The sequence below is a fragment of the Micromonospora sp. NPDC127501 genome (assembly GCF_040302185.1).
Taxonomy (GTDB): Bacteria; Actinomycetota; Actinomycetes; order Mycobacteriales; family Micromonosporaceae; genus Micromonospora.
This window is the reverse complement of record NZ_JBEORJ010000005.1, coordinates 427561-440411: the sequence shown is the minus strand read 5'-3', so window position 1 is coordinate 440411 and position 12851 is coordinate 427561. Positions and strand designations below refer to the sequence as shown.

The following is a 12851-nucleotide window of genomic DNA, read 5'->3' as shown; positions in this document are numbered from 1 at the left end:
AGGTCGTGACGATGCACGCCGACGCGTCCCCCTTCTTCATCGGTCCCCACCGGTTCGACGCCCCCGACGACGACGTGGGCCCGACCCTGGACCGCCGCTACAACCTGCGACCGGTGCCCGGCGAACGGTTGCTCGGGCGACACCGGCTGCTGGTCGCGGGCTACCTGCTCGGGCCGAGCGAGGTGCGACGCCGTTGGCAGTTGCCAGAGCCGGTCGCGGTGACAGTCACCGACCAGCGGATCTGCTGGGTGGGCAGTGGCTCGCACCTGTCGCTGGTCGCCGACGGCACGCACCGGGCCCGACCGCCGGCTCGACTGAACGGCCTGATGAGCGGTCAGATCCGCTGGCAGTGGCCGTCCCGGTTGGAGCTGCCGACGAGCGCGCCGGACACCCCGGCGCAGCTGCTGATCGTCTGCGACGCGCTGCGCACCATTCAGCAGCCGGCGTTGGCCCTCAGCGGAACGACCGCCGAGGTCGTGGCGCTGGCCCGGCAGGTCCGCCGGGCGGTGGCCATGTTCCGGCTCAACCGTCCGCAACTGGTCGACCTCTCGGCCCAGGAGCGCGACGTGCTGCTGCTGCGGGCCGGCCCCGGTCTGCTCGCCGGGGACACCCGGATCACGCTGCCCGGCTCGTTGCCGGTGGAGTTCCACTCCCGGGACGACTACTACCGCTCGAGACCGGATCCGACCTCGTGGGACGGGCTCGCAGGCGGCGCAGCATCCGGGCATCGGTGAAGCCGACCGCCCGCGCGGCGGCTTCCACTGTGGTGCCGTGCCCGATCAGGTGCTCGGCCCGTTCCACCCGGAGCAGCTGCTGGTAGCCGAGCGGGGTGAGGCCGGTGCTCGCCCGGAAGAGCCGGGTCAGGGTTCGTTCGGCCACACCGCCGGCGGCGGCCAGTTCGGCCAGCGGCAGGGGCTCGGCGAACCGGCTGTCGATCAGATCCTGCACCCGGTGCACGGAGTCGGACAGGTGTGAGCGGTGCCGCATCAACGCGCTGGCCTGCGGCTCGTGCCCGTTGCGGCGGGCGTAGACGACCAGCGTGCGGGCGATCTTCGCGGCGGTCGCCGGGCCGTGCCGGGTCGCCACCAGGTGCAGCGCCACGTCGATGCCACTGGCGATGCCCGCCGAGGTGACCACCCGGTCGTCCACCACGTACAGCACGTCTCGGACGACCTGGGCCGCCGGGTGCCGGCGGGCCAGGTCGTCCTGCACCTCGTGGTGGGTGGTGCAGCGTCGGCCGTCGAGCAGGCCGGCCCGCCCGAGCGCGTACGCCCCGGCGCAGACACTGGCCACCGTGCCACCGGCCGCGTGGTGCTCGGCGAGCCGCCGCAGATCGCCCGGCGACACCGGTCCCTGCGGCCCGTGCGCCGCCGGCCGCCAACCGGGCACGATCACCAGGTCGTCCGGGGCCAGCTCGGGCCACCGGGTGTCGGAGACCAGCGGTACGCCCTGCACAGTGGGCACCTGCTCGCGCTCCGCGACGTAGTGCAGTTGGTAGTCGTACCCGAGGTCGGCGGCGCTGGAGAAGACCTGAGCCGGCCCGGCGAGGTCCAGCAGGTGCAGCTGTGGGACCAGCAGGAAGACGACCCGGGTCACGACGTCAGCCCCGGCTGCCGGCGAGGGTCGCGCCGGTGACCTCGTCCACGGTGCGGATGGTCGCGAAGCGGCCCGCCAGCGCGTACTCGGTGCGGGACACGATCTCCTCGTTCGTCAGTGTGCGCGGGTCGGCGAGGATCTCCGCGACCGTGGCGGTCTCCGGCAGGTCCCGGTGTGGGATGGGGAAGGTCAGCGTGGCGTCGGTGACGAAGGTCATCCGGTAGCCCAGGTCCGCGCCGACCCGGGTGGTGGTCTCCACGCACTGCTCGGTGCGGATGCCGCAGACGGTGATGTCGGTGATGCCGGCCCGGGTGAGCAGTTGCTGGAGGTTCGTGGTGGTGAACGCGTTGTGCGCGGTCTTGACCAGCGTCGGCTCACCCTCGGCCGGGACCAACCCGTCGATCAGCCGGACGTAGGAAAGGGCGGGGTCGAACAACCCGCCCGTCCCGGGTTCCGAGTGCAGGACCCAGACCACCAGGTCGCCGCGCTGCCGGGCGGCAGCCACCAGCCGGTCGACCTGGCGGATCATGTCGGGGTTGGAGCCGTACGCCCAGATCGGGCGCTGACGGAAGGACTCTTGCACGTCGATCACGACGAGTGCTGCTCTGCTCATGACGTCGATCCTGGTCGGACGGCGTTCGCGCCGGCAGACACCATTCTGTCCAGGTGCGGAACGATCCGGCCAACTCGGCGTGGGTCGAGGCCCCCGGCGTCAGGCGCTGGGGGCGCGGTGCTCGGCGGCGGCGTCCAGAGCGGCGGCCTCCTCCGGTGTGGGCGCGCTGCCGCCCAGGTGCGCGGGCTGCCACCAGGTGTCGTCCGGGCCGGCGGGGGTGTCCGGATAATTCCGCTGCGCCCGGTCGACGAGGGCGCTGAGCCGGGTGGTCAGCTCGGCGGCCAGCACGTTCGGGTCCGGGAAGTCCGCCGGGTCGATCGGCTCGCCGATCAGGATAGTGATCGGCGTGTGCCGACGGGTCAGAGTGCGCGGGCGGCCCTTGGTCCAGAGGCGCTGGGTGCCCCACAACGCGACCGGCAGCACCGGCACCTTCGCCGAGCGGGCCATCCGGACCGTGCCGCTCTTGAGCTCCTTCACGGTGAACGACCGGCTGATCGTCGCCTCGGGGAAGACGCCGACGACCTCGCCCTGCTTGAGCGCGCCCACCGCGGCGCGGAACGAGGCCGCGCCGGCCTGCCGGTCCACCGGAATGTGCCGCATCCCACGCATCAGCGGGCCGGAGATCTTGTGCGTGAAGACCGAATCCTTGGCCATGAAGCGGACCAGCCGGCCCGACGCGTTCGCGCCCAGACCGGCGAAGATGAAGTCGAGGTAGCTGACGTGGTTGCTGGCCAGCACCGCCCCGCCCGTGCGGGGTACGTGGTGGGCGCCCTCGATGGTGATCTTCAGGTCGAGGACCCGGAACAGCGTCTTGGCGGCGGCGATAACGGGCGGGTACACGAGCTCCGGCATTCGCAGAATCTACCCTGACCGGCTGGGGATCGGCTGGGTGGCGAACCGGCGGCGACACGGGTGACGCGCCACCGCCGGTTCGGCGCTCAGGTGTGTCAGTCGGCGAGCTTGTTCAGTTCCAGTCGGCCCCGGGCGAACGCGTCCACCCGACCCCACCGACCGGGGATGTCCAGCACCTCGATGCGCCCCATCCCCACCGGCAGCCGTGGCTCGACCGACAGGTGACCCTCATGTGGCTCCAGACCGAGCATGGTCCGCAGCAGCAACAGCGGCGTACCGGTCGACCAGGCCTGCGGACTGCACGCCGTCGGGTACTCCACCGGGAACTTGGTCAGCTCCCGCGGATAGCCGCCGAACGCCTCCGGCAACCGGCCGTCGAAGTACGTGGCCGCGTCCAGGATGCCGTTCGCGATGGTCGCGGCCTCCTCGGCGAAGCCGTAACGGCGCAGACCCCAGGCGATGAACGAGTTGTCGAACGGCCAGATCGTGCCGTTGTGGTAGCCGATGGGGTTGTAGCGGGCCTCCCCCTCGGCGAGGGTGCGAACCCCCCAGCCGGAGAAGAGCCGCGGCCCGACCAGGTGCGCGGCGAGCTTCTCCGCCCGCTCGGGTTCGACGATCCCGCTCCACAACAGGTGGCCGATGTTGGAGCTGAGGATGTCGCACTGCCGGCCGTCCGGGTCCAGGGCCAGGGCGAAGTACTCGCCGTCGTCCACCCACCAGTCCCGGTTGAACCGCTCCTTCAGCTCTGCCGCCTCCCGCTCCAACTGGTCGGCGAACTCCGGGTCACCCCAGAACTCGCGCGCCAACCGGGCCGCGCGGACCTTCGCGTCGTACGCGTACCCCTGCACCTCGCAGGTGGCCCGTGGGAACGGCGGCAGCGTGCCGTCGGAGTAGGAGATCGAGTCCCAGGAGTCCTTCCAGCACTGGTTCTCCAGACCGGTCTCGGTGTTGCGTCGCTCGTACCAGATGTAGCCGGTGCCGACCAGGTCGGCGTAGTTGTCGATCCACCTCAGCGCCGCCCGGGACTCCTGCTCCAACTCCTTGACCAGCGCGACGTCCCCGCTCCACCGCTCGTACTCGTCGAGCAGCACGATGAACAGCGGCGTCGCGTCGACCGAGCCGTAGTACGGCGAGTGTGGCTGTTCCTCGAAGGCAGCGGTCTCGCCGTAGCGCATCTCGTGCAGGATCCGCCCCGGGTCCTCGTCCCGGAAGTCGTCGAACCGGCTGCCCTGAAGGGACGCCAGGATGCGCAGCGTCGTCTTCGACAGCTGCGGAGTGAACGGCAGCGTCTGCAGGCAGGTGAGGATGCTGTCCCGGCCGAACATGGTCATGAACCAGGGCAGACCGGCGGCGGGCAGGGTGGCGCCGCCCAGCGACAGCGGCGAGAAGCGCAGCGCCGCCAGGTCGATCAGACTGCGCCGGTACGTGCTGGCCACCCGACCGTGCTCACTGTTGACCTTCGGTGCGTCGGCGATCCACTTCTCCAGGTCGTGCTGGAGAGCGAGCCGCTCGGTGCCGTGCTTGCGCAGCCCGAACCGCAGGTCCCGGCCGCCGGGCCCGACCGCGTGGGTCTGCACGTCGATCGAGGCGTCCCACTGCTCGTTGGGCTCCAGGTGCACCGTGTACGTGAAGCCCCTGCTGTCGTACCGGGCCGACATCGACGACGAGATGATCGTCTCCCGCCGGAAGTTCCCCCGCCGGTACCCCAGCCGCAGCCGGTCCGACTCCACCTCGGTGTAGATCTCGCCCTTCTTGTTCAGGATCTCGTCCTTGACCTGGAACAGGTCGGCGAAGTCCGACGCCGCGTCCATCCGGACTTCCAGGTCGACCGGCTTCTCGTCGTGGTTGAGAATGGTCAGCTGCTCACAGAAGCTGCCACCCACCGTGCGCTCCCGGATGATCGACAGCTTCGCGTCCACGTAGTGCGTGGCCATCCCCGGAACCAGGAAGAATCGCGACTCGAAGTACTGCAGGTCGTCGTAGGAGAGCGAGTTGAGTCGCTCACCGTTGACGGTCAGCACCCAGGTCGACAGGAACCGGGTGTCGATGGAGAAGAGCCCGGTGGGCTCGCTCGGCGTCGCCTCGATGTCACCGGTGTCCTCGCAGACGACGAACGTGTTGCCGTCCAGGATCCGGATCGTGTTGCTCTGCCCCATCAGTGCACCTCCCCGGCGAATCGCCGACGCGGCCCGCGGGCGTCCGGGGAACCCGGGAAGATCCGCTCCACCTGTACGACGAGACGCGCGTCGCCCGACACCGTCATGTCCCCCCGCAACAACGCGGCCAGGCCGTGCTCGCGCCCCGAGGCGATGTCGTCGAAGAGGACCGGGCTCGCGCCGATCACCGTGTCGGCCTCCTGGTCCTCCTGACTGACGTTCAGCCGGCCGTGGTCGATCCTCAGCAGCCAGTGCCGGGTCTGCGCCCCCTCGTGCAGGTCGATCCGCAGCGTCCCGGAGGTCTTGGCCAGCAGGGGTTCGTACCCCCGCCGGTCCAGGTCCTCGAAGAACCTCGTGGTCGCGTCCACCATCGGGTCCACTCCTCCCAGTTGCCGGGCCGGGGATCCCACCCACCGCGCTCGCGTCGCACGGACGGCCGGCGTTGCACGTCCCCGCACGGGTCCCCGCCGCTCACCCGCTCAACCTCGCCCAATTCGGGTGACCCGTCACCCACCCCGCCTCCACCCCCGCCCGCCGCCCTGCCCCTGCGGCGGTGATCAAGAGCTTTTGCGTCATCGCTTTCGGCGTGTCGTGACGCGAACCTCTTGATCACCGAGGGGTGACGACGCCACAGCGCCGGCCCTCCCGGAAGGGGAGAGCCGGCGCGTGCCGCGGCGGACGGGTCAGTTGTTCGGGTCGTCGGCGCTGATGTCGGCCAGGACCGACTGCGGTTCCCGCTCGACCGCGAGGTCACCCATCGACACCAGGCCGATCAGGCGCCCGTCGTCGATCACCGGAAGTCGGCGTACGGCGTACGTCCGCATCAGGTCCGCGGCGGCCACGGCGTCGTCGTACTGACTCACCGTGATCACGTCGCGAGTGGTGATCTGGCTCAACCGGGTCGAGCCCGGGTCCATGTTCTCCGCGACACCTCGGACCGTGATGTCCCGGTCCGTGACGATGCCGACCACACTGTCGCCGTCGGTCACCACCACATCGCCGATCGCGCTGTCACGCATCTCCTGCGCGGCGGCGATGAGCGTGTCGTTGCCGTCCATCGTCACCAACCGGGTCGTCATGAACTCTCCGACCGTTGTCATGGTGCTCCCCTCTCGGTGTCGGCACGGCCCGTCTACCCGCCGCCCGGGAGGGGGTAACGCATACGGCCCCGGCCTATCCGCGCGGGTGCCGCAGTTCGTAGAAGCCGCTGCTGGTCCGGCTGTAGAACGCCGGCAGCAGCAGGAAGATCACCAGCGCGAACAGCGGACTGGCCAGGAATCCGACCAGACCGTGGACGACCACGCCGGTCACTGCTCGACCAGCGCGTGCAGAAGCTGACCGCGGCCGACCCGAGGCGGCTGGAGGTCGAGCACCAGCAGCGTGATGATGATGGCGAAGACCCCGTCGCTGAACGACAGCAGCCGGGAGGTTTCCCGCCGCAGGGCCGGGCCGCCGGGGCTGGTCTCGTCGCTGCCCGTGCCGGTGCCCATCGCCCACCCCCTCCCCGACGTCCCGCGACGGCGAAGCAGGGGCGATGTACCCGTCGACGGGCGGCGCATGTCGGCTCCGCTGCCTACGGTGGGCGGATGATGACGGGCGAGGAGGAGCTGCGGGAACTGGTCTCCGGCAGCGATTGGTTGACCCGGGCGCTGACCGTCGTGCGTGATTCCGGGCTGCCGGACGCCTGGATCGGCGCGGGCGCCCTGCGCGACCTGGTGTGGGGCGAGCGGTACGGCGACGGGTTCGACCCGGCGCGGGTCCGCGACGTGGACGTGGTCTTCTTCGACCCGGCGAGGCTGACCCGCGCCGACGACGACCGGGCCACCGCCCGGCTGGCCGGGATGTGGCCGCAGCCGCCGTGGCAGGCGCGCAACCAGGCGGCGGTGCACACCTGGTACGCGGCCAAGTTCGGCGGCGACCCGATCGAGCCGTACCGCAGCGTGGCCGAGGCGGTCGCCACCTGGCCGGAGTACGCGACAGCGGTGGCCGTCCGCCTGGACCAGGCCGGCCGACTCAGGGTCTGCGCCCCGTACGGTCTGACGGATCTGCTGGCCGGGGTGTGGCGGCACAACCCGGCCCGGGTGGACGTGGCCCGGTCGCGGCAGCGGTTGGCCCGGCACCGGCCGGCGCAGCGTTGGCCCGGCGTGACCGTGATCGAGCCGGGCTGATCGGCTGTGGGCGGGTCAGCCCTGGGGCGCCATCCCGTAGAGCCGCTCGACGTGCAGGCGTAGCACGATCCGTCCCTCGTCGACCATGGCCTGGCGGTACTCGTCCCAGTCGGGGTGTTCACCGCTCAGCCCGCGGTAGAGCGCCACCAACTCCTCGACGGTCTCGTCGTCGAGCCGGGTGGCCGGCGGGGTCAGTTCGGCGCGACCCTCGACCACCGCGTACGCCCAGCCGTCCTCGTTGCTGACGTGGAAGCTGGCGCGCGGGTCGCGGCGCAGGTTGGCGGTCTTGGCGCGGCTGTCGGTGACCGAGACCCGGATCAGGCCCGCGTCCCGGTCGAAGGAGTAGAGCACCGTGGACAGCTGCGGACGCCCGTCCCGCTTGATGGTGGCGAGCACGCCCATCGAGCGGCCGGCAACCAGATCGGTCAACGCCTGCTGGGTGCGGTCATCCGGCATGGTGTCCTCCAGGTTGGACGATCGTCTCCGACCCATCCAAGCACGACCTGCCGGCCGCCGCGGGCGACCACCGGAACGGCAGGGCGACCACCCGGAACGGCACCGAGCCCTCGCCGACGGACGGCGAGGGCTCGGTGAGAGTGCGACAGTGCCGGTCAGCGGCGCTCGGCGGCGACCAGCTCGGCGAGTTGCACCGCGTTCAGCGCGGCACCCTTGCGCAGGTTGTCGTTGGAGCAGAACAACGCCAGCCCGTACTCGACGGTCTCGTCGGCGCGGATCCGACCCACGTAGGTCGGGTCCTGGCCGGCGGCCTGCAACGGCGTCGGGACGTCGGTCAGTGCCACCCCGGGCGCGTCGGCCAGCAGCTCGTGGGCGCGCTGCGGGGTGAGCGGCCGGGCGAACCGGGCGTTGATCTGGAGCGAGTGCCCGGTGAAGACCGGCACCCGGACACAGGTGCCGGAGACCAACAGGTCGGGGATCTCCAGGATCTTGCGGCTCTCGTTGCGGAGCTTCTGCTCCTCGTCGGTCTCGAACGAGCCGTCGTCGACGATCGAACCGGCCAGCGGGAGGACGTTGAAGGCGATCGGCTGGGTGAACGAGCGCGGTGCGGGGAACTCCACGGCCGACCCGTCGAAGGCCAGCCCGGCGGCGTGCTCGGCCACCTTGCGGACCTGCTCGTCCAGCTCGGCGACGCCGGCCAGCCCCGCGCCGGAAACCGCCTGGTAGGTGGAGACGACCAGGCCCACCAGGCCAGCTTCGGCGTGCAGCGGACGCAGCACCGGCATCGCGGCCATCGTGGTGCAGTTGGGGTTGGCGATGATGCCCTTCGGGCGGTCCAGGGCGGCGTGCGGGTTGACCTCGGCGACCACCAGCGGCACCTGCGGGTCCATCCGGAACGCCGACGAGTTGTCGATCACCACGGCGCCGGCCTCGGCGACCCGTGGCGCCAACTCCCGGGCCGTGCCCTTACCGGCCGAGAAGAGCACGATGTCCAGCTCGGAATAGTCCGCGGTCGCCGCGTCCTCGACGGTCACCTCACCGTCGCGCCACGGCAGCGTACGCCCGGCGGACCGCGCCGAGGCGAACAACCGCACCTGCTCCGCCGGGAACTTCCGCTCCGTCAGCACCTGCCGCATCACGCCACCGACCTGGCCGGTGGCCCCCACAATGCCGATCCTCATGCCCGCGAGGCTACCGACCCCACCCCGGAAACCGGGACCCCTTTCCCACCCCCCGGGTTCCACCTCACACCCCGCCCACCATCTGTCGATCAAGAGATCTGCGTCAGAAACCGTGCTCCGGATGACGCAGACCTCTTGATCAACGGCGTTTGTCCGGGGGCGTCAGGGGAGGAGATCTCCTAGGGCGGTGGCCTCCAGGTCGTCGCGGATCACCGCGGCGTCGCCCTCGATGACCAGGGTGAGGGCTTCCGGGTGCAGGTGGGTGGCCGCCGCCGCGGAGACCTGGTCAACGTCGGCGGAGAGCAGCGACTCGCGCAACCGCGCGTGGTAGTCGTCCGGCAGGTCGTGCACCACCAGGGTGGTCAGCGCGGAGGCGATCGCCCGGGGGCTCTGCAACTCGACCGAGAGCTGCCCGGCCCGCCAGGAGCGGGCCACCTCCAGCTCGTCCTCCGTCACCCCGGTGGCCTGGGTACGGGTGATCTCCCCCACCGCCTCGACCAGGGCCGGCGCGGTGACCGCCGTCTGCACGCCGGAACTGACAGCGAACCGACCGAACCGCCGCGACGCGGCGAAGTCGCCCCGGATGCCGTAGGTGTAGCCGTGCACCTCCCGCAGCAGGTGGTTGAGTCGGGAGGTGAACGCCCCGCCGAGCACCGTGCCGGCGAGTGTCATCGGCACGTGGTCGGGGTGCGCCCGGTGCGGCGACGGGTGGCCCAGCCGCAGCGTGGACTGCACCGAGCCGGGCCGGTCCACCAGGATGATCCGCCGACCGGTGTGCAGCGGCACCTCGATGGGACCGCCCCGCTGGGCGGGGCCACCGCCGGTGCCGGCGAACGCCGCGGCGGCCAGCGCGTCCAGGTCGATCCGGTCCAGGTCACCGGCGACGATCAGGGTGCCGGGGCGCAGGAACCACTCGGAGTGGAAGACCGTCACGTCCTCCACGTCCAAACCAGCGACCGACTCCGGGTCGCCGTGCATCGGCCGGCCCCAGCGGTTCTGTGCACCGAACAGGTCGGCGCGCAGCGCGGCGTCGGCGCGCGGGCCGGGGTTGGCCCAGTCCATCCGGAGCGCGGTCGCCTCGTCGTCGCGGACCCGGCGTACGTCGGCGGGGTCGAGCCTGGGCGTCCGGACCGCCTCGGCGAGCAGCTCCACGGCGGCACTCAGCCGGTCCACCGGGATCACCACGCTGGCCTGGAACGAGTCCCAGTCCAGACCGGTGGACAACGCGGTGCCGAGCCCTTCGACGGCGAGCGCGTACGCGGCGGCGTCCCGCTGTGCGGTCCCCTCCTCCAACGCCTTGGCCAGCACACCGGACAGGCCCTCCTTGCCGACCGGCTCCTGGCCCGCGCCCACGTCGAGCAGCAGCAGGGCCACGGCGAGGTTCTGCCCCGGCAGGTGCGCGGCGACGACCTGACCACCGGCCGCGGCGCGGCGGACCACCGGCGGGAACCGGTACGGGCGGGCGGCACCCGGGCCGGGACGGTCGGCGATCAGCGTCATGAGGTCTCCTCGGGCAGGTAGGTCAGGGTCACCCGGTCGGTGGCGAGCACGTCGGCGGCGGCCTCGGCGATCTGCTCGGCGGTGACCGCGAGCAGGGCCGGCAACTGCTCGGCGATGCGGGCCGGGTCACCGAACTGCGTGGCGTACCGGCCGAGCAGGTCCGCGCGGCCGTCGACGGTGGACAGCTGACGCCACCACCCGGTGGTGAGCAACGCCTTGGCCCGGTCCAGCTCGGCGGCGGTGACCGGCACGGTGGCCAGCTCGTCGACGACCTCGGCCAGCCCTTCGGCCAGCCGCTCGGCGCTCACTCCGGGGCGGGCGGTGGCGGTGGCGATCAGCGGTGCCGGGGCGTGGGCGAGGTCCACCCCGTACGCCCCGACCAGGTCCGGTTGCGCGATCCGCTCACCATCGGCGAGGCGCTGGTAGAGCCGGCTGCCCCGGCCGCTACCCAGGATGGTGGCGAGCACGGTGATCACGTTGTATCCCGGGCTGCCGAACGGGTAGCTGCGGTGGGCGATGTAGACCCGTGGCGCCGGCACGTCGGCGCTCACCGACTCGACGGCCGTCTGCCCGGTGGCGGGGACGCTGCGGCCGTCCGGTGCCGGCGGAATGTCGTCGCGGGCGGGCAGCGCGCCGAAGTACTTGTCGGCGAGCGCGAACACGTCGGAGGCGGTGGCGTCGCCGACCACGGTGAGCACCGCGTTGTTCGGCGCGTAGTAGGTCTGGTGGAACGCCTGGAAGGTAGCCAGGTCGGCGGCGTTCAGGTCGGCCATCGAGCCGATCGTCGCGTGGTGGTAGGGGTGCCCCGACGGATAGAGCAGCGGCAGCAACCGCAGCCAGGCGTCGCCGTACGGCACGTTCTCGTAGCGCTGCCGGCGCTCGTTCTTCACCACGTCCCGCTGGTTGTCCAGCGTCTCCTGGGTGAGGGCGGGGACCAGGCCACCCATCCGGTCGGCCTCCAACCAGAGCGCCAGCTCCAGGTGCTCGGCCGGGACCGTCTCGAAGTAGTTGGTCCGGTCCGGGTTGGTGGTGGCGTTGAGCGAGCCGCCGGAGCCCTGGATCAGCTTCATGTGCTCGGTCTTCGCCACGTTCACCGAGCCCTCGAACATCAGGTGCTCGAAGAGGTGGGCGAAACCGGTCTGCCCGGCCGGCTCGTGCCGGGAGCCGACGTCGTACCAGAGGTTGACGGCCACGGCGGGCGCGGTGCGATCCTCACTCACCACCACGCGCAGGCCGTTGTCCAGTCGGGACGTCTGAATGGGCCAGGGGTAACCGCTGTCGGGCATGCCCCCGACGCTATCCGATCTCGGAGGCGGAAAGGTGACGTGCGGTCGGTCGGCGAGCCGACCCGGGCGGCATCGGAACCGCCGCGTGGGGTACCGGAGAGCAATGACCGTCACCCCGCCTCCGTCCCGGTCCGCCGGCCGGGCCACCGCCACCGCCGTCGAACGCGCCAGCACCGCACTCGGCCGGCTGCGCCGCGGCCGGCTGCTGCATCCGGCCGGTCGCTCGTTCGTCGGCGAGACGGTGATCTGGGGTACGCCCGGACCGCCCACCGGGGTCGCCCTGCTGGACCACCCCGGCCGGTACCGGACCACCATCCGGCTCTCCAAGGGGACGCCCACGCCCGGCAGTTGGCCCGACGTCCTGGGCCTCGCGCTGCGCCTGCACCGCGACGGCGGCCGGCCGTTCGACCTGCTGGTCAGCTCCAGCGGCGCGGCCCCGCTGCTGCGGAACCTGCCGCTGCCCCGACGCCGCTTCACCGGCACGTACAGCACGATCACGTGCTACCGCGCGGGTCCGCGCCGCCTCTGGCTGGCCGCCCTGGCCGACCCCGACTCGGCCGACCTCGGTCGGAGCCTTGCCACGGCGGCCGCCGCGACCCGGACGGACACCCCGCGCCTGGTGCTCGCGGTCGCGTCGGCGGTGGGGCCGTGGCGGCTGGTCGGGCAGGTCAGCCTCGATGCCCAGCTCAGCGCCGCGGAGGACGCGGCGCTCGCGTTCGACCCGGTGCGCAACCTGCCACCCGAACTGCGGGTGGCAGGTCCGCTCGCCTGGCTGCGCGACCAGACCTACCGGGGGTCGCGCCGGGCCCGCGGGGCGACCGCTCAGTCCGGCGGTTCGACCGCCACCACGGTCTGATCCGAGGTACGACGCTCCAGCACCGTGTCCGGTGCGGCGTTCTGGTCCGCTTCGCGGATGTCCGAATCGGCGAGGATGGCCTCCGCCTGCGCCTCCGGGTCGTCGCTGCCCACCGCCTCCTCCTCGGGCAGGAGGTGGTGCGCGCGGGACTCCACCCGCTCCTGATCGCTCTGCTCGTGTGTCATGG

Annotated in this window: 16 protein-coding genes; 3 read left to right on the top strand and 13 right to left on the bottom strand. The window is 71.8% G+C overall.

Going from position 1 to position 12851, the window contains the following annotated elements; translation table 11 throughout:
• Nucleotides 1–11: 11 nt before the first annotated feature.
• Complete coding sequence (locus tag ABTW72_RS14760; protein WP_350858719.1) at nucleotides 12–734, top strand: hypothetical protein; 723 nt, start codon at nucleotides 12–14, stop codon at nucleotides 732–734.
• On the opposite strand, the gene ABTW72_RS14755 is transcribed toward ABTW72_RS14760, so the two are convergent.
• The 8 genes from ABTW72_RS14755 to ABTW72_RS14720 form a co-directional block, all read right to left on the bottom strand.
• Complete coding sequence (locus ABTW72_RS14755; protein WP_350858716.1) at nucleotides 616–1596, bottom strand: GlxA family transcriptional regulator; 981 nt, start codon at nucleotides 1594–1596, stop codon at nucleotides 616–618. The two genes, ABTW72_RS14760 and ABTW72_RS14755, sit on opposite strands and share 119 nt — an antisense overlap.
• Nucleotides 1597–1600: 4 nt before the next feature.
• Entirely contained in the window at nucleotides 1601–2209 is a 609-nt protein-coding gene (locus ABTW72_RS14750) for an isochorismatase family protein (RefSeq protein ID WP_350858713.1), read from the bottom strand.
• 99 nt (nucleotides 2210–2308) lie between these two features.
• Entirely contained in the window at nucleotides 2309–3061 is a 753-nt protein-coding gene (locus ABTW72_RS14745) for a lysophospholipid acyltransferase family protein (protein WP_350858710.1), read from the bottom strand.
• 95 nt (nucleotides 3062–3156) lie between these two features.
• Nucleotides 3157–5217 (bottom strand): amylo-alpha-1,6-glucosidase, encoded by a 2061-nt coding sequence (locus tag ABTW72_RS14740; RefSeq protein ID WP_350858707.1) that lies wholly within the window; start codon nucleotides 5215–5217, stop codon nucleotides 3157–3159.
• A complete protein-coding gene (locus ABTW72_RS14735) occupies nucleotides 5217–5588 on the bottom strand; it encodes an SCP2 sterol-binding domain-containing protein (RefSeq protein ID WP_091405597.1) in 372 nt (123 codons plus the stop codon). Before ABTW72_RS14735 ends, ABTW72_RS14740 begins: the two co-directional genes overlap by 1 nt.
• Before the next feature lie 312 nt (nucleotides 5589–5900).
• Complete coding sequence (locus ABTW72_RS14730) at nucleotides 5901–6317, bottom strand: CBS domain-containing protein (protein ID WP_091405600.1); 417 nt, start codon at nucleotides 6315–6317, stop codon at nucleotides 5901–5903.
• Nucleotides 6318–6390: 73 nt separating this feature from the next.
• Entirely contained in the window at nucleotides 6391–6519 is a 129-nt protein-coding gene (locus ABTW72_RS14725) for a hypothetical protein (protein WP_350858702.1), read from the bottom strand.
• A gap of 5 nt (nucleotides 6520–6524) precedes the next feature.
• Entirely contained in the window at nucleotides 6525–6707 is a 183-nt protein-coding gene (locus ABTW72_RS14720; RefSeq protein ID WP_350858700.1) for a TMEM175 family protein, read from the bottom strand.
• A 96-nt stretch (nucleotides 6708–6803) separates the two neighbouring features.
• Here ABTW72_RS14720 and ABTW72_RS14715 point away from each other — a divergent pair, with 96 nt between their 5' ends.
• Complete coding sequence (locus ABTW72_RS14715) at nucleotides 6804–7385, top strand: nucleotidyltransferase family protein (protein ID WP_350858697.1); 582 nt, start codon at nucleotides 6804–6806, stop codon at nucleotides 7383–7385.
• Nucleotides 7386–7400: 15 nt separating this feature from the next.
• On the opposite strand, the gene ABTW72_RS14710 is transcribed toward ABTW72_RS14715, so the two are convergent.
• The 4 genes from ABTW72_RS14710 to ABTW72_RS14695 form a co-directional block, all read right to left on the bottom strand.
• Nucleotides 7401–7841, bottom strand: a complete 441-nt coding sequence (locus tag ABTW72_RS14710; protein ID WP_350858941.1) for a PPOX class F420-dependent oxidoreductase — start codon at nucleotides 7839–7841, stop codon at nucleotides 7401–7403.
• Between the two features lie 155 nt (nucleotides 7842–7996).
• Nucleotides 7997–9022, bottom strand: a complete 1026-nt coding sequence (locus ABTW72_RS14705; protein WP_091405615.1) for an aspartate-semialdehyde dehydrogenase — start codon at nucleotides 9020–9022, stop codon at nucleotides 7997–7999.
• Between the two features lie 162 nt (nucleotides 9023–9184).
• Nucleotides 9185–10522, bottom strand: a complete 1338-nt coding sequence (locus tag ABTW72_RS14700) for a M16 family metallopeptidase (protein ID WP_350858693.1) — start codon at nucleotides 10520–10522, stop codon at nucleotides 9185–9187.
• Nucleotides 10519–11808 carry a M16 family metallopeptidase gene (locus tag ABTW72_RS14695; protein ID WP_350858690.1) on the bottom strand — a complete coding sequence of 430 codons (1290 nt, stop codon included), beginning with the start codon at nucleotides 11806–11808 and terminating at the stop codon, nucleotides 10519–10521. The genes ABTW72_RS14700 and ABTW72_RS14695 overlap by 4 nt, the downstream gene beginning before the upstream one ends.
• 103 nt (nucleotides 11809–11911) lie before the next feature.
• Between ABTW72_RS14695 and ABTW72_RS14690 the strand changes: the two genes are divergently transcribed.
• Nucleotides 11912–12664: a phosphodiesterase gene (locus tag ABTW72_RS14690; RefSeq protein ID WP_350858688.1), complete on the top strand. Its 753-nt coding sequence runs from the start codon at nucleotides 11912–11914 to the stop codon at nucleotides 12662–12664.
• Here ABTW72_RS14690 and ABTW72_RS14685 read toward each other — a convergent pair.
• Nucleotides 12631–12849 carry a hypothetical protein gene (locus ABTW72_RS14685; RefSeq protein ID WP_091405628.1) on the bottom strand — a complete coding sequence of 73 codons (219 nt, stop codon included), beginning with the start codon at nucleotides 12847–12849 and terminating at the stop codon, nucleotides 12631–12633. The two genes, ABTW72_RS14690 and ABTW72_RS14685, sit on opposite strands and share 34 nt — an antisense overlap.
• Nucleotides 12850–12851 lie beyond the last annotated feature (2 nt).